Origin of the sequence: Pseudochryseolinea flava (assembly GCF_003286915.1) — a bacterium.
Lineage (GTDB): Bacteria > Bacteroidota > Bacteroidia > Cytophagales > Cyclobacteriaceae > Ohtaekwangia > Ohtaekwangia flava.
The window spans coordinates 246850-267436 of sequence record NZ_QMFY01000007.1; the positions used below are offsets into that span (position 1 = coordinate 246850).

9 protein-coding genes are annotated in these 20587 nt (G+C 43.7%); 3 read left to right on the forward strand and 6 right to left on the reverse strand.

The genetic code is table 11. From position 1 onward, the window contains the following. On the reverse strand, nucleotides 1–1911 hold the full coding sequence (locus DQQ10_RS15250) for a hypothetical protein (protein ID WP_133259662.1): 1911 nt from the start codon (nucleotides 1909–1911) through the stop codon (nucleotides 1–3). A 295-nt stretch (nucleotides 1912–2206) separates the two neighbouring features. Between DQQ10_RS15250 and katG the strand changes: the two genes are divergently transcribed. After that, on the forward strand, nucleotides 2207–4444 hold the full coding sequence (gene katG, locus DQQ10_RS15255; RefSeq protein WP_112747751.1) for a catalase/peroxidase HPI: 2238 nt from the start codon (nucleotides 2207–2209) through the stop codon (nucleotides 4442–4444). Between the two features lie 129 nt (nucleotides 4445–4573). Here the strand turns inward: katG and DQQ10_RS15260 are convergent, their stop codons facing one another. Together DQQ10_RS15260 and DQQ10_RS15265 are read right to left on the reverse strand one after the other, a co-directional pair. Beyond that, nucleotides 4574–5539 carry a class I SAM-dependent methyltransferase gene (locus DQQ10_RS15260; RefSeq protein ID WP_165823953.1) on the reverse strand — a complete coding sequence of 322 codons (966 nt, stop codon included), beginning with the start codon at nucleotides 5537–5539 and terminating at the stop codon, nucleotides 4574–4576. Between the two features lie 104 nt (nucleotides 5540–5643). Next, complete coding sequence (locus DQQ10_RS15265) at nucleotides 5644–6894, reverse strand: styrene monooxygenase/indole monooxygenase family protein (RefSeq protein WP_112747753.1); 1251 nt, start codon at nucleotides 6892–6894, stop codon at nucleotides 5644–5646. Between the two features lie 200 nt (nucleotides 6895–7094). On the opposite strand from DQQ10_RS15265, the gene DQQ10_RS15270 reads away from it, so the two are divergent. Then, the gene (locus DQQ10_RS15270; protein ID WP_133259663.1) at nucleotides 7095–12695 is read left to right on the forward strand and encodes an AAA family ATPase; all 5601 of its coding nucleotides are present in this window, start codon (nucleotides 7095–7097) and stop codon (nucleotides 12693–12695) included. Here the strand turns inward: DQQ10_RS15270 and DQQ10_RS15275 are convergent. Together DQQ10_RS15275 and DQQ10_RS15280 are read right to left on the reverse strand one after the other, a co-directional pair. Further along, nucleotides 12692–13018 carry an Hpt domain-containing protein gene (locus tag DQQ10_RS15275; RefSeq protein ID WP_112747755.1) on the reverse strand — a complete coding sequence of 109 codons (327 nt, stop codon included), beginning with the start codon at nucleotides 13016–13018 and terminating at the stop codon, nucleotides 12692–12694. The two genes, DQQ10_RS15270 and DQQ10_RS15275, sit on opposite strands and share 4 nt — an antisense overlap. A 1-nt stretch (nucleotide 13019) precedes the next feature. Further along, entirely contained in the window at nucleotides 13020–13736 is a 717-nt protein-coding gene (locus DQQ10_RS15280) for a response regulator transcription factor (protein ID WP_112747756.1), read from the reverse strand. A gap of 251 nt (nucleotides 13737–13987) precedes the next feature. Here DQQ10_RS15280 and DQQ10_RS15285 point away from each other — a divergent pair, with 251 nt between their 5' ends. Further along, complete coding sequence (locus tag DQQ10_RS15285) at nucleotides 13988–16621, forward strand: GEVED domain-containing protein (RefSeq protein WP_112747757.1); 2634 nt, start codon at nucleotides 13988–13990, stop codon at nucleotides 16619–16621. 83 nt (nucleotides 16622–16704) lie between these two features. Here DQQ10_RS15285 and DQQ10_RS15290 read toward each other — a convergent pair whose 3' ends face one another. Beyond that, nucleotides 16705–20433, reverse strand: coding sequence for a PKD domain-containing protein (locus DQQ10_RS15290; RefSeq protein ID WP_112747758.1), 3729 nt, complete (start codon nucleotides 20431–20433; stop codon nucleotides 16705–16707). Nucleotides 20434–20587 lie beyond the last annotated feature (154 nt).

Below are 20587 nucleotides of genomic sequence, written 5' to 3' on the forward strand. Positions count from 1 at the left end.
TTATTCAATTTTTGTTCTACTTCGTATTTCCTCTTTTCTAAGTCCCCAATAAGATAACAATTCTTCGGACGACATCATGTTCATCTTTTTCCACACCAATTTTGGATCGTAGTAGTAACCATCTCTAACCTCTTTCATGAACGAACTTGTTTCTCGCAAAAAATCTTTCAAGCGTTCAAATTTACTTTCAGCGAACTCGGTCGTCAACTTGTCAAATACATCTTCAGCGCACAGTTCATGCAAAATCAGGCTTTTCGTAAACTGCGTAATCGCTTCAACTTCATTGTGATTAAACAACGCAATCCGTCCCAACAATATGTACGGATAGCTCAAATAGCCCTCTGACTCCAATTCAATTTTCTCCGCTAACAATTGCAAATCCGGCAACGTCGGCTTTTCAATGTTTCCTTTGAGGCCGTAACAATACTCCATAAATTGGGCATATCTGAGATGTGCTGAACGGTTAACAGTGATTGTATTGATGTGCTTTTTACAAAGATCAATAGCGCGCATCATTGCTACATCGGCCATCACTGTTTCATTTCTCGTTAAATGTATTTCAGCAATCTGTTTCAACAATTCAACAATGCTGACAATTTCATTTGCACAGTCAACATCATTACTTATGATTCGTTCATATATTGTAATTGCTTTAGAAAGAAAATCAACACGCGCCAATCTCGTTCCGATCTCATGAAAGAATTGCGCGCATTCATAAAAATCTATTCGCGTTATGTTCTCAGGATTATAATTCAAAGCATGTTCAGTCCAATGCAACGCAATTGAAGCTGGAAACCGATCACCAGACTTGCGCCATTCGAGTTGCTGCCTTAAATGTTCATACGCAAGTGCTAGCGGGTATGCGATCTTTGTGCCTAATTGATTCTCTAAAGTATACATTCGTTTTTCAGCATCGCGTTCAAGATCGGATTGAGCCGCTGTTATTTCCGATTGTTCAAAATTCATGTAGATCAATTCCAGAAGTGATGACCAGGGCCCATCGATCGGCGAAAAAACAATCGCCTCATAAATTTCGTCTACAGCCTTTTTCCAATACTGAAAAGCATGGCTAGCATCTGCATCCACCATCCAACGATAAGACAGCGAAAGCAAACGATGAATTTCTATTTTCTCCGCTGGGCACGACACTAAATACTCACGAAATGCAGCGACTGTATCTTCTAAGATTGCTGCAGACGAAACTAGATTATTTTTACAAGCTTCTTCGAGCTGTATGTGTAACGCAAAACTACGATGCTGCCATTTCCTTTCGCGCGTCAAAGCCTCAAGCTTATCGACCATTGGCAACAATAAGCTCACACCGACGGAAGTTAATTTCCCACAGGCGTGATCATAGTTCATGTCCCAAAACAAACTGTCATAGCCATTAATAGCCAGGTCTTGCAATTCGAGTGTTGACAACGATCCGTTTTTCGTTTTTTCGAAGAGCTCATCGAGTCCATCCACGTCGTAGTTAGCCGCACAATTCATAATTTGCTCGTGGAAAATAGACATCTCGTAGGGCTCATCTAAAACACGATTTGTAACCGTCGTATGCCGCAGGTATTGCATTAAATTCTTTTCTGAATGAATCTGGAAATATGGATTGGCTACATAATAGTATTTAAAATACACATGCGTCTCAGTTTTAACGCGTTGCTGTCGCGCAGCATGCACACGAGCCTGTAACGCGTCAACACTGCAGTATTCAAAATATTCGTCGGAATCTGTTGCTTTGTTCGTGTGTTCAATCACAATAAAGGGGAAAACATCAATTTGAATCTGATGTACAGAAGCAAGTCGTCGCATTTCCTCAGAAAGTCCGGTGAGATAATCGACTATTTCGTGTTCCGTTGACGCGATTGCTACAATCCAGGTTTCCGATAACTGCTTAATTCGTGCTATATACATAAATGAACCTTTGGCCGCTTGAAGCAAGAATAAACCACAGACTGCTCATTTCAAATGATTGACTGATTCGTAATGCTAAATATTTACAACGTGATGGTGCGCGTGTAGATATCGATAAAAGGATCAACAAGCCACATATAGACAAATCCTATATCTCCATAAAAACCATCAATTTGATTTATCATGCTCATGGTCGTAACCTTGAGGGCTGATTACGAAATGCGACCAACAATTTGTAATTTCTCCTTTCGTAACAGCATGGTATTTCGAACCAAAAATTTACAAATCTATAAACATGGAAAACAGCACGCCCACAAAACAAAAGTCGTTAAATGTTAACGACAGCGAAGTCAAATGTCCGTTTCATGGCGGTTCGCTCAAGCAAAGCGCCGGTGGCGGAACACGAAATCGTGACTGGTGGCCCAATCAGTTAAAGCTGAACATTCTTCGTCAGCAGTCTTCATTATCCAATCCGATGGATAAAAATTTCAACTATGCAAAAGAGTTTAAGTCACTCGATTTGAAGACTGTTAAGAAAGACATTTTTGATTTGATGACGACATCACAAGAATGGTGGCCAGCGGATTATGGTCACTATGGTCCATTCTTCATTCGTATGGCTTGGCACAGTGCCGGCACGTATCGAGTGGGTGACGGGCGTGGTGGCGCTGGTGCAGGACAACAACGTTTTGCTCCGCTCAACAGCTGGCCTGATAACGCGAACCTGGATAAAGCACGCCTATTGCTTTGGCCAATTAAGCAGAAGTATGGTAAAAAATTATCGTGGGCAGATTTGATGATTCTCGCCGGTAACTGCGCACTCGAATCGATGGGATTCAAAACATTTGGTTTTGCCGGTGGACGTGAAGATGTGTGGGAGCCACAAGAAGATGTTTATTGGGGATCTGAAACAAAATGGTTAGGCGACGAACGCTATACAAAGTCGCGTGAACTCGAAGCTCCACTTGGTGCCGTGCAAATGGGACTTATTTATGTTAACCCAGAAGGGCCTAACGGTAATCCAGATCCCGTTGCAGCTGCGCGCGACATTCGCGAAACATTTGGTCGCATGGCCATGAACGACGAAGAAACAGTAGCGCTCATCGCTGGTGGTCACTCCTTCGGAAAAACACACGGTGCTGCCGACCCTGGTAAATACGTTGCTGCAGAGCCCGCTGCCGCTACAATTGCTGAGCAGAGCATGGGTTGGAAAAATACATTTGGGAAAGGACATGGCGCCGATACAATCACCAGTGGTTTAGAAGGTGCGTGGACAACTACACCGACAAAATGGAGCAACAACTTCTTCGAAAACTTGTTCGGCTTCGAGTGGGAGCTTTCAAAAAGTCCGGCTGGAGCGCACCAATGGAAACCAAAAAACGGTGGTGGCGCTGGAACAGTACCAGACGCGCACGATAAATCTAAGAAACATGCACCAACCATGTTGACAACAGATCTTTCGTTGCGCTTTGATCCGATATATGAAAAAATATCGAGACGCTTTCTCGAAAATCCGGATGCCTTTGCAGATGCATTTGCAAGAGCGTGGTACAAGCTTACACACCGCGACATGGGTCCGCGTGCACGTTACCTGGGATCAGAAGTACCTGCCGAAGAATTGATCTGGCAAGACCCACTTCCTACAGCAAACTACAAACAGATCGACGACGGTGATGTAGCAACACTTAAAGCGAAAGTTTTGTCATCAGGGCTTTCCGTGTCTGAATTGGTTTCGACAGCATGGGCATCGGCTTCATCATTCCGTGGCTCTGATAAGCGCGGCGGTGCCAATGGTGCGCGTATTCGTCTTGCTCCACAAAAAGACTGGGACGCAAATAATCCCGCACAACTCGCTAAAGTGTTGAAAGCTTTAGAAGGAATTCAAAAGGATTTCAACGCGCAAGGTGGTGGTAAGCAAGTGTCAATTGCCGACTTGATCGTGATCGCCGGAAATGCAGGTATAGAAAAAGCTGCGAAGAATGCCGGTAAAGACGTAAAAGTTCCTTTCACACCAGGTCGCGTTGATGCATCCCAAGAGCAAACTGACATCGAATCATTTGAGGTCCTTGAAGGTGCTGGTGATGGTTTCAGAAACTATGTGAAGTCGCATCACAAGTCTGCCGCCGAGGAAATCCTCATCGACAAAGCTCAGTTGTTAACGCTCACAGCTCCCGAACTTACAGTATTGGTTGGTGGTATGCGTGTGCTTAATACCAACTTCGACAAGTCGCAGCATGGTGTTTTCACGACGCGTCCAGAGTCGCTCACCAATGACTTTTTTGTGAATCTATTAGACTTCGGAATCACGTGGAATGCAACATCAGACGCACAAACTGTATTCGAAGCACGCGATCGTAAAACCGGAAAAGTAAAATGGACGGGAACGCGCGTTGATTTGATCTTCGGCTCTAATTCTGAATTGCGTGCCCTTGCTGAAGTTTATGGTTGCTCAGATTCACAAGATAAATTTGTGAATGACTTTGTGGCGGCATGGACGAAAGTGATGAACCTCGATCGTTTCGATCTACAATAGTCACTTCAATATTAAATGAGAAAAAAAGGCAGCTTGTCAAGGCTGCCTTTTTTATGTGATATCGAACAAGGAATGACGCATCTCCCCCTCCAAGTTTACGCGCCACTTCCTCGTTCTTCAATCATACCCTTAACCTTTTATTTTCAGAAATAAATTGATGCCTAGCGGCTCCTGATCAACAACGATACATTCTTCTTTGGCGCCTGCCAATAGGGAAAGCCGTATCAATTCTTCTTTACTACGATGAATAAGAATCCAATCTCCAAAAATTTCCATGTACCCCCTATCTGTATTGTCTTCTGAGAAGTTTCCAATAATGATTTCTCCTCCAGGCTTCAACCAGCTCATAAATCGCTTTAAGGCGAGTACAAAAATCTTATCTTCAAAATAATCAAATAGGCCTGCCGACCAAATCACATCGAATTTATCTTGCGTAGAAAATCGGAGCACGTTCTTATTACAAAAAGTAGTTTGTGAAGCGTAATCCCTACAAAGTTCCTGCGCAAAAGATAGCGCTCTTGCATCCACGTCAATACAGGTTGTTTGCAAACGTTGAGGATCAATTTCCTGGTAAAGCTCAAACAGATCACGTGCAGGTCCACTGGCAACATTCAACAGCGTCATTGATGAGCGTTGCGTCTGTAGCGTGGCTAACATTTGCGCTTTAAAATAATCCTTTCGGTTACGAACAGCTTGCGTCGCGCGTAACGCATGAAAATATTGATCCCATTTTTTGTAACGTCTGTGCGACGTTTTATAAAATGTGTAGATTTTGTCGATCAACAAATAATCACCCGCGTATCCAAGTGGTTTTCGATACGCATAACCGTGAACAGTTTCTTCCAAAAATTCCGTATGAAAGCACTTCTTTAATGAATCAAGTTCATGAGGCATCAGATCGCCTTCTTTCACTGCTTGATGCAAATTTATCATTAGATCATCAAGCACATTGTAGTCAGATCTATCAGGACCACCCTTCGCGATAAGGCGTTGAAGTCTCTCAGTAAAATCCTCGAGCATTCTGTTCTGCGAAGATGTTTCCGAGAAACCTTCGATGAGCGAGTCATATGAATGAGAAAATTGTTGTAATTCCATGGGTCTTTTATTTATGTGATACGTTAGTTCATTTTTATTTGACATGGCGATCCCACGACTGCCCAATGGCAGCCAAAATTTGGATCGCTATAAAATGTTATTTCTTAGAGGACAGTCTCAACGACTGACTGATGTTTTACAAGATATTTTTTTGCATCCTCGGGATTGTCCAACCAAGGAAAAAGACTCGGAGGATGATTGAATCCATTGACGATATCCGAAGCAATCGAAGGATTTTGTGCGGCTGCCCCCAGTAGCTCCACGATATGTGGTTGTGGCGGTGATAAAATAATATCGCAAAATCTGTTCACGTATTTCGAATACTCCCAGAACGTGTCAAAAGTCTGATTCATCCAAGCAGCATCAAAGGGGCGATTTCCATGAGCGATGATAACATTCGCATAACAGTTGGCCATCTTTGTAGCATTGTTTCCACCTTGGCCTACAATCGGGTCGTTGAGAATCACGGTATCACCAATGCCGAGCACGCAAGCCGTAGAGTTTAAATGCACGACAGGTTTGCGAACCGTAGGAACAAATGAGCCTTTTAGGAATGCATCGTCACTGATGAGCGCGGCATTTTCAAATGCCTGGTAGTGCCATGGCATCAGTTGTTTCATCATTTTCTTCATTTCAGCGAGCATCTCCGGACCAGTTTCCGCTTGATCAAACACATCCATTGGACCCTGCGGCACGATCTCCATGAGAACCCAAGCACATTGAATATCATCTTTATGATAAAATGCACTTGTAATAATTTCGCCGGCACCCATGATTTTACACAGTGTAATAGAATCAAAACGAGTTCGTTCGCGGTCCGCAAAATCATTGATATGCAATTGAACAAGCTTACGCGCAGGCGTTGTCCACGTCGACTTTTCATCGTCGCGCTGAAAGAGTTTCGCCAGCGGACCTTTTCCAGACGACACCACAACAAGATCAAACGCTTCTGTGCACGCCAGCAAATCAGATGGGGTCGTTGAACTCACAACAAATTTTCCGCCTTGCTGTTCGAAATACTTTATCCATTGATAAAATTTAAGTCGCTGGTCAATTGACACACCGGCTTTGTCTAGCTTTGATTGAATGCTAAAAGCGAATTGTCCATCGGGCGTCCCGAAGTTCATATTGAAACCTGTTGAATGAAATGCGGTTTCACGCCACATGTCGATCCCAAGCTGTTTCTCCAATGTAATGCTGTCGCTAAAGAGGTACGTTCCACCAGTAGGCGGTCCGTTGAAAATTTCTTCGGCCGTCTTTTCCGATATGATTGTTACCTGGTAGCCGTGTTGCAACAAACTAATGGCGAGATGCAAACCTGATTGTCCTGCGCCGATAATTGCGATTTTTCTCATGCGATGTTGGGTATCGTTTAACGTTATGACAGCAAAGCTAGGGCATGGACCCTATGCCATTCTTTAAGGTATTGTAAAAAAGTATTAAAAAGTATTAAAAAATTGCCCGTCCTTTAATCATAAACAACGTGTGTGCTAGCTTTACCAATAGCTGTTGAATATACAAATTGTTGGCCGATAACCACCTAAATCAGTTTACCTTGATCGCAATTCCGGGCTATACCATCATCGATGTTCTATCGACAAATTCATCGATTGCTCTTCTACGCGCTGAGAAGGCCGCAGATGGAACACGTGTCCTTTTAAAAATACCTTTGGGGGACAGCGTCGAGTCGAAAAACGCTATTGAAATTGAACATCAATATAATGTCCGTTCCAAATTCGAGTTAGACGCCGCCCTGCGAATCACTGATAAACTGTGCATCGATTCAACCTTATTTTTAGTATTTCAGAACGTAGAGAGCATTCCATTACAAAGTTATCTCGAAAAAAAATTGCCGTCCCTTGCTGAACTCCTTAGCATAGCCATTCAACTCGCATCAATCGTTGAAACTCTTCACGCCTATGATATCATTCTCCATGATGTTCGTCCTCAAAGTTTTTTAATCGATCCGATTACATCAACCGTCACCTTGTCGGATTGGCGACACGCACAACACACCGGGCTTCCTTATCCGAAAGACTACCGAGAAAAGAAATTGGCTACTGCCGCAGCGTACATTTCTCCAGAACAAACCGGTAGAATGGAGATCGACGTTGACGAACGATCCGACATCTATTCATTAGGTATCGTACTGTATGAATTGTTCACGGGGCAACCGCCCTTTACGCGAAGCGACACCAATGAATTGGTGCATGCCCACCTAGCCATCGAACCGATACCCCCGACGACCATCAATGATTTACTTCCGGAAACACTATCGGAAATCATTTTGACACTCATTCAAAAAAAGCCTGGCGATCGCTACCAACGCATGCGCGCGGTAAAATCAGATCTTATCAATTGTTATCACCAGCTCATCACGAAAGGCAAAATTGAAAATACTGCTTGTCGCCAATATGACGTCTCGTCGACTTTTAAAATTCCATCAGATCTCTATGGTCGTGAAGATGAGCTTGAACACGTGCTTCGCGCGTTCGATAGCATCGCCGTGCAATCAGAATTTATTTGCCTGCAGGGAGGTTCCGGGATTGGAAAATCTGCATTTGTCCAGGCGATACAAGCCAAACTGCAAAACAAAAACGTTATATACCTTCAGGGAAAATGTGATCAGCACAATCAGCGCGTTCCTTACGGCGTATTTGCGCAAGCATTAAATACCTTTGTTCTTCAATGGAAAGACAAAGACAAAAAGCAACAAGGTAACACGATAGCAGCACTCCATGCGCAAGGCGAGGCCCTAAGCATTGTCACGAATATTACACCGGATTTACGGCAAATATTAGGTTGCCACGCACTGCCACCACTCGCGCCAGTGGAAGCACAGAAAAGACTTGCTCTAGCGCTCACGAACTTCCTACAGACATTAGCAACTGGCGAACATCCGTTGCTGCTATTCCTAGACGATTTACAATGGGCCGATGAGGCGAGTCTCGACTTCATCAACACACTGAATGATGCACGAACAAAACATATCATGATCATTGGCGCATCGCGTGAACTGACAGCACCATTTGGTCGTCCTTCATCATCTTACAAAGGAAAAACGCAAGCGCGAAAAATTTCGCTCACACCTTTAACAGAGCGTCATGTGGCAGAACTTTTGGCTGATACACTCGGAAGTCATCCAGTCAAAACACAACCATTGGCTGACCACATCATTACGCACACACTCGGCAACCCACTCTTCATTCACGAGAAGCTTCAGACACTCCACAAAGAAGGTTTTCTATATTTCGATGATACCCGCAGGCAATGGACATGGTCGCTAGAAAAGATCCGGGCGAACAATTGTGCCGATTCATCGTTGGCTTTGATAACTCAGAAGGTTCAGCGACTATCGAAAACGACGCAGCAAACTTTGATTTATGCGGCATGTATAGGCATGCACTTTGACCTCTTCACGCTCGCGGCTTTACTTGACAAACCTGATCACGAAGTAGCCGACGAACTACGAGAAGCCACTCACGAAAACTTAATACATCTCAACCGGAATACTCCTGCAACAAAAGCAGGCCTTCCCAGAATATCCTATACGTTTGTGCACGACCAAGTGCAACAAGCAATACGAGCCTGTATAACATTGGTAGAGAAGCAAGAAATAGAACTCAGCATCGGATACTTTTTACTTGAGCGACTCTCACCAGAAGAATTGCAGAACAGAATATATGTGGTGGTACATTACTTCAACGCCGCGCAAGCACTACTTGAAACAGAAAATCAACGGCTTGAAGTTGCAAAACTCAATTTCCAAGCTGGAGAAAAAGCAAAAAGTACAACCGCCTACGCCCTCGCTCACCAATATTTCGACACCAGTTTAGAAATGATTAGCCAATCGCTGTGGTCAACTGACCATCGCTTTTGCTACAATTTGTATTGTTATACCGCCGAAACAGCCTACTTAACACGTCAATTTGAAAAAGCTGATTCCTTAATTTCTAAATTGCTAAAAGCTGTTGTTGCAAATCACGAGCATGCTTCGATACAGCTTATCCAAATCCAGTCTCTTGTTTACCAACAGCGAAACAAAGAGGCCGTTGAATTGGGAATTGCTGTCTTGAAATCGCTAGGCGTAACGATACCAACACGTCATGCAACGGCAAACGTATTGTGGAAATACATCAAAAGTAAGTGGTTGATACGTGGCAAGAAGCCAGAGGACCTTGAGAAGCTTCCGATCATGCAAGACCCAAACGCAATATTAGCGATGCGTACGATCCAGAGCATCACGGCTTCCGCATACCACGTGATGCCGAACGTATATCCGCTGCTAATTCTGAAAATGTTTGCATTATCCATCCACTATGGAAACGCCGTAGAATCACCGCTTGCCTATGCGACCTATGGTGCCATTGTGAACGGCATTGAATTAAATAACAGCGTCTGCCATCGATTCGGTCGGGTAGCGATTAACATGCTTCACACTGGAAATGACACTGCCATCAAACAACGAACACTATTGATATACAACTTGATCAACAGACCATCAGGTGAAAGTATTCATGAATCAATAGATGATCTCCGGCAATGTTACAAAACCGGTATCGAGCAGGGCGATCTGGAATATGCTGTTTACACTTCCAATGCATATTGTATGATGCTGTGTTTATCCGGGAAGAATCTATCATGGGCAAAAGATGAGATGATTCGATTGAATACAGCGCCATGGGCGATAAATCCGGGAAATACAACAAACGACAACGAAGCACTTATCCAATACATCTCAAACTTACTCGACGAAAATGGCGACACGGTTGACCTTACAGGTGAATATTACGATGAAGAAAAAGGGTTCCCTACGATCCTAAAAGCAAGTCAGTCTTCAAAACTATTCACCTGCTACATTTTTAAAATGCACTTGTGCCTCGTCCATGGCAATTATGACGCTGGTATCCAAAACATAAAGCTAGCACAACAATATGAAACCAGTAGCCATGGCGTTGTACTCATGCCAATATTCTACTTCTATGCGTCGTTATTATATTTCGGTGCCTACGAAAAAACAAGAGGTACGAAACTACTACGTAACGGAAAAGATTTCAAATCAAAGTTAAAACGATGGGCAGATCAGGTCCCCGTCAATTTTCTGCATCGATACCAACTTGCACAAGCAGAATTTTATCGTGTTAGTGGAAACCACGAAAGTGCGTTGGCGCACTATGACCTCGCCATTCGGCAAGCACAAGAAAATCATTTTGTGCAGGATGAAGCGCTTGCACACGAACGCCTTGCGCAATTTTGGACTGACCGAGGACAAAAGAACGCCGCGCGCACCTACATTTCCAGTGCGTTGGATGCGTATAAGAAATGGGGATGCGAGCTTAAGATTAGGCATATCACTACCCTACTCGGTTCTCAAGACATTAGCCGCGATAACAATACTCCGGTAACACTACATGAGCAAAGTAATCCATCTTCTTTAGACCTGGCGACAGTCTTGAAAGCTTCCACAACGCTGTCGAGTGAAGTGGTGTTTGATAAACTACTCGATAAGCTCATGAAGTTCGTGATCGAAAACGCGGGAGCGCAAGCCGGATATTTTATTATTGATTGGGGTGGAAAATTATTTATAGAAGCACGACAAAGTGTAAACGACCACAAAAGTATCAAGTTAAAACTTGCTATTTCCGAAACGACGCTCGTACCGCGCAGTATCATTGAGCACGTTTTTCAATATCGCGAGGACGTTGTACTTCATGATGCACGCGTTAACAATCCATTCTCAGATGACCCATCAATCGTGTCCGGGCAAGTTAAATCGGCACTTTGCATTCCGGCGCTTAATCAAGGTAAATTAGTTGGCGTGCTCTATTTGGAGAATAACTTAATGAGTGGTGCGTTTACGAAAGACCGTGTAGAACTACTTAAGCTGTTATCTGGCCAGATTGCTGTATCCATTGAAAATGCAATTCTGTATGAACAACTCGAGCGAAAAGTTCAGGAACGTACAGCTGAAATTCAGATTCAAAAAGAAGAAATCCAGAAACAGAAACAACTTGTAGAAGAGAAATCGCAATTCAAAGAGCAATTCTTTGCAAACATGAGTCACGAGATAAGAACACCCATGACTGCGATCATCGGGATGTCGGAACTTATCTTTGACACGCCGCTATCGGAAAAGCAAACGGAATATGCCAAAGGAATAAAGTACTCTTCAGAAAATCTCCTGGCCATTATCAACGATATTCTAGACTATGCAAAAATTGAAGCGGGCAAATTCTCTTTCGTGAATAAACCGTTTCAAATACGAGATCGCATTACACGACTACAATACATCGTCAAGCAACTTGCAGAAGAAAAAGGGATAACACTTCTTATATCGATCGATACAGCCATACCGGACCAACTGATTGGCGATCCGTTACGATTACATCAAATCTTGCTAAATCTTATCAGCAACGCCATCAAGTTTACAGAAAAAGGAAATGTATCTGTCACCATCACGCAAGTATCCGCAAACGAAACAAGCGTAATACTCTCCTTTAGCGTTAAAGACACCGGTGTGGGGATAGCCGAAGAGAAACTCAATTTTATCTTCGAGACATTTTCAAGAATTGAAGACGAACTTAACGTACCTGGAACCGGGCTTGGTCTTTTCATCGCCAAAAAATTAGTCGAGGAACAAGGTGGCAACATGACCGTTTCCAGTAAACTCAAAGAAGGTACTGCGTTTCAATTCACGCTTCCATTCCAACGATCGCGCGCACTCATAAAAGACGACGCCGATATAGACATGACGTCACTATCCGGAACAAAAATTCTACTGGTAGAAGACACACTTTTTAACCAGGTCGTTGCTGAAGAAATTCTAAAAAAGATTATTCATAATCCACAGGTTATCATTGCAGAAAACGGAAAAGTTGCGTTGGAAAAGCTTGATCAGCACACGGTAGACATAATTCTCATGGATATCAAAATGCCGGTGATGGATGGTTACACCGCTAGTCGGGCGATCAGGTCGCGTGATGGTTATGCTTCGTTGCCAATCCTTGCTTTTACGAGCAATGCGAGTCCAGGCGAAGCCGAGAAATGCAAAGCTGCCGGCATGAATGATTACATCACAAAGCCAATTGAATCTAACAAGTTGAAGCAAAAAATTGCAGCGTTACTCCTGCCCAAAGCCGAAACGTGTAATTTTTAAGGCACACTTGCCAACAAGCTTCGACATCCTTTTTCAAAGGAAGCAATCTTATCGCTGATGATGTCTGTGTTACCTTCATCGGCCAAGGTTTCAATTTCTATTGCTTGTGCAGCCAACGACTCAACACTAAGGTAAGTAAACTGAGTTTTCATACTGTGTGCAACCGTTGAGAGAGAGGCCCAATCCTCATTGAGCAGATGCGTCCGCAATTCTTCAAGCTGCTGCGGACACTGCGTTTTAAAAATAGTAAGGAATCGATTGACGAGATTTTCATCCTCTGACATTAGAGTCTTCAGGTAGGTAAGATCTAGCGACTGCTGCATCTTATTTGATCTGTGGTGATGGCGAATCAACTTTAACAATCAACTTATATCCTTCGCCATGAAGATTTAGAATTTCGATTGCATCTTCATCGCGCAACAGTTTACGAATCTTACTCACATATACATTCAAACTGTATCCACGAAATTGCTCGTCGTCGCCCCAGATATTTTTCAACGCTTCATCACGCGTAAGGACTGCATTTTCTCGTTCACACAACAACTTCAACAGCTTCGATTCGATTGATGTAAGTTTGATATGCTTATCGCCCGAAACTAATTCTCGAAGTCCTGATTGAAACGTTAGTTTCCCTAACTTAAACGTTCCTGGCGACTTAATTTTTTCTTGCACCTTCACACGTTTTAGAATGGCGTTAATACGAAGATAGAGTTCTTCCATACTAAACGGCTTCGTCAAGTAATCATCGGCGCCCAATTTAAGCCCTTTAATTTTATCCTCCTTTGTCGACTGACCGGTAAGAAAAATAATTGGCATGTCCTCATATAATTCTCTGATTTCAGCAGCCAATGTAAACCCGTCTTTGCGAGGCATCTTAATATCAACAATACACAGGTCCACTGGTGTGGTTCGGAGAATATCGAGTGCTGCATCAGCGTCGTGCTTAAGCGTAACTTGATATCCACGCATCTCAAGATATTCTTTTGTCAGTTCACTGTAATGAACTTCATCGTCTATATGCAGTAAGTGCGCAACGGTCATGAGGGTAGAGTTTTGTTTCGCCAACTAATTGCGAAGGGAAGTTACGACATTATTTCAATTCAAAATAGTACCCGATTAACCCCGGAACACCGTAAAGCAACGCATAGCCTACTGGCCATTTTAATATTTTTTTATACTTCTTAATATTTTCTTCAATCCTCGCCTTAAAGCCGACACTAGTTTTGTCGTGTTAAATCATTGGTTCCCTCGCCAATACAAAAAAATGTCTCACGATTAAACACAAAAAAAAGATGTCCTCTCTAAATTTTAACTTCACAACAAAGGCGACAAGGTTACTATATCTTGTACTCGTTGCCTTGACATTAACCGGGTTTTTCCCCTCCCATGCACAGGTTGGAAAAGAAGATCTCCCCGACATTGATCCACAAGTTTTTAAAGATTACATGAACAGTAAATTGAATGGTCAGGTTCGTGGCTATTCATTCTTCCTAACAAAAGATGGAAACTATGTTACATCTGATGCAAAAGGTGTTGCCAGAACAGCACAAGACAACAATGGCATTCAAGCACCTTATAAAGTAACGACGCTGCAAGAAATCGCCAGCGTAAGCAAAATGATTACCGCCGTAGCATTACTCCGTGTGTTGGAGAAATCAGCTACTGTAAATGTAAACTCCGCAATTGGGCCGTATCTTCCAAAGGGCTGGAAAGTAAGCCCGAGCTTTGCTGCGCTTACGTTTCGACAATTACTATCGCACAAAACTGGCTTACGTACGGATACAACCATCGTTGGCATTGGCTATGAACACGTATTGGAACAATATGGTGCAAGACCGATTAATCCTGAACTGCGCAAACTAAGAAGCTATTGGAATGCCAACTATCAACTCATCCGCATTACCATCCCCAATATCATCGATGCTGCACATCGACAAAAGGATGCTTACTGGGCAGCCATGAAGAAAGCAGGCTTGATTTCTGCGGATCAATACAACAACCTGATCGCAGAAAGTGGATCCACGATTTATCGAAACTATGTGAAGGCATTTTTATTTCAACCTGCTGGGGTAACAACTGCTACTTGTAATCCACTTGCCGTCGATGACCTCGCATGGGCTTACGAAACAAAAAACAGCACCAAGGGAACACCTGGAATTGACTACAGCTTGTATTGCAGTAGCGGATTCTGGCAAATGTCAGCGAGAGACGTTGCGCTATGGATGACGAAGGTGATGAGTACAGAAACCATTATTAGCAACGCAACCAAGTTGATCATCAACAACACCACCAATATCGACTCCGTTGGGTGGTCGGATAGGAACAAAAGAGCGAATGGCTATTACTATGGACATGGCGGTGATATCTATTGGGGAGACTTTAAACCTGAAGTACATTCGTATTTGATGTACATGCCAGGAAATTATGTCGGCTATGTACAGGTGAACTCAAAAGAATTTGGTTCCTGGAATCTTAGAAGTCTACTCTTTCAAGCTTATGATGCAGCGCGAAAATTTCCATACAACTGTTACAGCAATGGCGCTACCTACCAATTCCCCAACAGTTCTACAGCAGGCTACATCTCAAAAGTGTCGCTGGGAAAACTTCAGCAAAGTAGTGGAAAAAGTACTGGCTATACATTCTTCAACAACTTTACGACCAGATTCAAGCAAGACAGTAGCTACACGTTGACGCTAAAATCAAGTTACACCAATGTGGCAAGTCCTGTGTATTGGTCAGTGTGGGTCGATTACAACCATGATGATGCCTTTCAAGGGAACGAGAAAATCTACGCTGTCAAAAGCACTAGCGGACTTGTCGTAACGACTAAAATTAAAATTCCAATGTCTGCGATGTTGGGGACTACACGGATGCGCGTTGCCTTAAAAAGACACGATACCGAGATCATCAATAACGCCTGCGATGATTTTCAATTTGGCGAAGTGGAAGATTACATGGTCGACGTAACAAAACCGTGCGGACTGATTACAAATCTAAATGCCGTCAATATATCATCGACTGGCGCACGACTTACCTTCAATAAACCTATTGATAATGTGAGTAACTACACCTTGCGCTATCAAGAAGTTGGCTCAAATTACTTTCAATACACTGTCGTTGGCGTGTCGAACGATGCAACAATTATTTACCAGGCATTGAACTTGAAACCAAACACTAATTATCGTTGGTCGGTAAGATCGAACTGTGGCGACTTTGGCGCGTTTCAATACTTTACCACCCAAGATGTAAATATTTGTGGAACCGACGTTTTCGAGGCAAATCCCAATAGTGTAAACGCAAAGGCAATCAATTTTGACGAACCAATTACCGCATTGATCTGTAGCAATACAGCAACCGCCGACCAAGATTGGTTTAAGTTCACTGTTAGCAGCAATACCCTTGCTGGGACCAAGGTACAAATCGATCTCACGTCGCTGCCTGCTGACTATGATCTTTACCTTCACGCCGGTGATAACACACCTCACATTGGCGCATCGCTCAAGAGAGGCACGACGAGCGAAGTGATTGAAAAAATCCTTACCGCTGGAACGTATTACATTAAAGTAGTTGGATTTGTTGGTGCAGAGCATACACATGACTACTACAGATTAGCACTTACAAAATCCGGCGATATCTCGACTTCCCAATCGCAAGAAGACAGTTTAGAAACAGAAGAACCGGAAATTGTTATCTATCCCAATCCCGTTGCCGATGGGATCATGTACGCGGAGTTCACAACGGCAGCGCTACAGGAAGCTCCGGTCGTGCAACTCTTTGAACCGACTGGCAATGAAGTCAAAAATATTCGCTACGATAGTCAGGACGGAAAAATCACCATCGACTTGCACAACGTTACACGAGGAATGTACACGTTACGAATTACGTCTGGCACGCAAATGACAATAAAACGGATAGTCGTAGAATAATAGCAGACTTTGCGGATAAATAAAATGTGCATCCTCCATAATTACTAACACGGAGGATGCACACTATTTTTTAGAATGCGTGATTACCGTTTGATAAATTTCTTACGGTAAGTTGACTTTGAATTCACGTTCAAAATGTACAGCGCTGCTGGGAGTCCTTCAATGTTGATCATCGACTTTATAACAACCTTCTCTCCCACCGGACTTCCCATCGTTGACGTAATTTGAACAACCGTACCGTCGTTTACACCTTCAATGTAAAGGAAACTGCTCGCAGGATTAGGATAGAGTTTGATGGCTTTGGCCAGATCGCCTTCGACATCCGTGACTGTTTCAACGACCACTGTTACCTCATCCGAAGCGCTTGTACCTTTCTCGTCTATCACCGTTAACTTGAAGACGTATGTCCCTTCAACAAGTCCAGCGGCGTGCAACGTAGGGGTATTCACACCCGACAGTACCGGTGTATTCGGACCACTTACCACACTCCAAGCGTATACACTAATCTCCTCGACACTCGTGACATCACTTTCAAGCGTCACTTCCGTAGTAGGAAGCGCAAGGGATACGTTGTCTCCAGCATTTACAACGGGGGCGCTACCTGCTTTGTGGCCGTAAACTTCTAACTCAAATATGGAATAACCATATGGCGTTGCCCGTGTTGTTCCATAGATTCTTACGTAACGGCCCTCACCAGAAAGCCCAGTGTGATCATTAACAAGCGTCGAATTTCCTGTTACTGTTTTTGCCACGACCCAGACATTGGCATCCTCAGAAAATTCAATTTTATAATCTTTTGCATAGGCCGGTTCCCATGTAATCTTCACACGATTAACAACGTATTGATCACCCAAGTCAATCTGAATCCATTGCGGATCAGCAAACAGACTAGACCACCTTGTGTTTACATTTCCGTCCACCGCTGCCGAACCTGGCGTTGTCCCATTTTCAATCGACGACACCGTTACTGTTTTCAACAGTGCAAGGTTAACCGCAGCAGGAACAACAACCACCGTCATTTCATCGGTCGCTGTGAGTCCCCCCAAGTCATGTACACTAAACTTAAAAACATATGTGCCGGCAACCAGGTTAGTCACCGTAACTTCTGCTGAGCCTTGCGTGCTGAAGGTAGGTTCGTTAGGTCCACTCACCAGCGTCCACTCATACGACTCAATGGTGCCTGTATCTTCTCCTATTCCTTTAAGCAACGCGCTGGAAGTTGGTAATGTAATGGTTTGATCATTTCCTGCATTCGCCGTAGGAGCCTCATTCGGCATCACGGTCACCTTCACGATATCGAAAGCTGTCGCACCTTCATTGTCGCCAACCGTAAGCTTAAATTCATGTACGCCTTCTGCAAGATTATTTACAGATACCCTAGCCTTCCAAGTTTGATCGATCGTTGATGAACCTGGCCCACTTACAACGGACCATTCGTAAGACACTATCGTTCCGTCAGCATCTGCGCCAGATCCCTCGAGTCCGACGTAATTCGTGGGCAATGAAATAGAAACATCTTCACCTGCATTTGCTTGTGGCAATAAATTCGCGCCGACAAACACGCTTACTTCATCAAAACCATCCACACCGCCATCGTCAGTCGCCGTGAGACGAAACACATAAGTACCTTCGATGAGGTTCGATGCGCTTAGCGTCAACGTTGTACTGCCGGACAATGTCGGCGTATTCGGGCCAGAAACTTTTGTCCAGGCAAAAGCTTCAACCGTCCCATCGGTATCTTCTGCAGTACCTGTCAGAGAAACACTTGTACCCGAACGAAGTACTTTATTCTCACCTGCGTTTACGAGGGGAGCTTTGTTCGGACCGAGGTCCGGATCCGCCGCGAGGCCTCCTTTGAAATAAATATTATCAATGGCAATGTTGGCAATATTACCTGTGCCCAACAGCTGAAAGAGTTGTGTTACTTCCATGAAATTAACGGCATCATAAAAATCACTTAATGGAATTTCCACCGTTTGCCATGTTCCATTCCGTTGAAAGCCATAGGGCGTCTTACCGGGTTCGAATGCAATCCACTTTTGCCCTTCGCCATCGCGTGTACCACTTTTCATACCAATGAAAAACGGCGTCGCTGCATCTGACGTCTTCAAAGAGAAAACGAGTTTAGCATTTTCATTCTTGAACGCCGTGAGATTATGCATCGCACTTGCCGTAAAAGCAGCGCCAAACCATCCTTTATTATTGTGCGTAAACGAAAGCACTTCAGTACCTTCAGCAGGCGTTGTTACTTGAGGGTTAAGCGTAGTCTCCCACACAAAGAAATCGCCTTCTGTTCCGAGATCAAATTTATCAACACCTACATGTGTATCACTGTAGATTACATAGTCACCATTTTCAGGTGTAATTTTCGTTCCATCTGACCAGTAAATGTTGTCAATCGCAAAACTCACCGGCGCAGATGGGCTATCGCCAACCAAGTAAAACATGTTGTTGATCGATCTAAACTCAATGTTACCAAAAGCTGTAAATGGGATCACTACTTCGTGCCACTCACCGTCGCGAACTAAACCATATTGATTACCCGCCGGATCCAACTTCACTGGTTTTGATTGCGTCGAACCTTGTGCATTGCCATTCGCCTTACTAATAAATCCAATTGATATCGGCCAAGTCGACGTTGTTTTCATATGAAAATGCAATTGGCCGTCAATGAAGTTTTGCATATTCTTCACGTGGTTAATCCCTACTGGGATTCCCATTCCAAACCAATTTCCAGGACTGGCGGTATACGACAATACCTTCTCGCCTTCCTGGGCCGTCGATGCCGTAGCTGTCAAGTTGCTCCAAATGTCAACAATGGGCATGGGACCAAGTGAGTTTGTTACCGGGGTCGTTTCTGTAAATACGCCGAAGGTGCCCGTCTCGCGTGCATTATTCACCGCTTGAAAAGTCTCCGTGTCTTCGTTCTCATACACACGAACATAATCGATCAGCATTTGTGCCGGCATCGGCGCAGTAATCTGATTCGGGTCCGTTATCTGCACAAAATTCTGTCCGCCCACCGCAAGATTAAGAATCACGAAAAATGGACTATTGAATTCTTTGATGTTTGCATCATTCGCCGGTATTGCAAATTCGTAAAACCTCACGCCATCAACATAACCTTCAATTTTCGTTGGCGTCCATGTCAACTTGAACAAATGAAATCCATCGTTGAATGTACCTGGGATAGTCGTACTACCAGTAGCCGAAGCGTTGCCCCACCATCCATTGCCTGGCGCATTGGGATCTAAGTCACGGAAATTATCTTGAAACCAGTGTACGGTCGTGCTGGCTTTTTTATTAGCAACATTGTTTTGCCAGTCATCTTTGAAACCAGCTTCCAGAATATCGATCTCACCAGAACTCGGCCATCCTACGTTTGGATAGTTTGCTCCGAGCATCCAAAATGCCGGCCACAATCCATTTTGTAAATCCGGTAATTTCATACGCGCTACGATCGTTCCATACTTGAAATCGAACTTTCCAGCGGTGTTAATTCTCCCAGATGTAAATTGTTTGTTCTCTGGTGCTGCACCATAATTTTCGCGGCGTGCTTCAATCACCAGATATCCTGTATCCGCTGGATTGGATTTTGATCCAACGAATACGTTCGACTCACCGGATGTATAATACTGCAACTCGCCGTTACCAAATCCGCCGCCACCAACTTCTGTTGTCCATTTTTCCGGGTCGAGTTTGGGCGTTCGAAATTCATCAGACCATACGAGTGTTTGGGCATTTGTCGTCACCGCAACGGTCAGCAAGAGTAGCAGTATTGCGACACGACACAACTTGTAGAATAGCATCATCAAAGGGTTTGGGTTGGGTTAAAAAATATCAGCAATTGGTCTTAAACACCATTCGCATTATCCAAAAATGCTAAGTTTAATCACACAACACATACTAGCGCATACGTTTTCACTACACTATGGACTACATCATAACTACTTCAATTGATTTTTA

Coding starts and splice junctions, on each gene's coding strand:
- DQQ10_RS15275 (WP_112747755.1), bottom strand. CDS start 13,018: ATGCAGCAGTCGCTAGATCTTACCTACCTGAAGACTCTAATGTCAGAG.
- DQQ10_RS15290 (WP_112747758.1), bottom strand. CDS start 20,433: ATGATGCTATTCTACAAGTTGTGTCGTGTCGCAATACTGCTACTCTTG.
- DQQ10_RS15280 (WP_112747756.1), bottom strand. CDS start 13,736: ATGACCGTTGCGCACTTACTGCATATAGACGATGAAGTTCATTACAGT.
- katG (WP_112747751.1), top strand. CDS start 2,207: ATGGAAAACAGCACGCCCACAAAACAAAAGTCGTTAAATGTTAACGAC.
- DQQ10_RS15260 (WP_165823953.1), bottom strand. CDS start 5,539: ATGGAATTACAACAATTTTCTCATTCATATGACTCGCTCATCGAAGGT.
- DQQ10_RS15285 (WP_112747757.1), top strand. CDS start 13,988: ATGTCCTCTCTAAATTTTAACTTCACAACAAAGGCGACAAGGTTACTA.
- DQQ10_RS15265 (WP_112747753.1), bottom strand. CDS start 6,894: ATGAGAAAAATCGCAATTATCGGCGCAGGACAATCAGGTTTGCATCTC.
- DQQ10_RS15250 (WP_133259662.1), bottom strand. CDS start 1,911: ATGTATATAGCACGAATTAAGCAGTTATCGGAAACCTGGATTGTAGCA.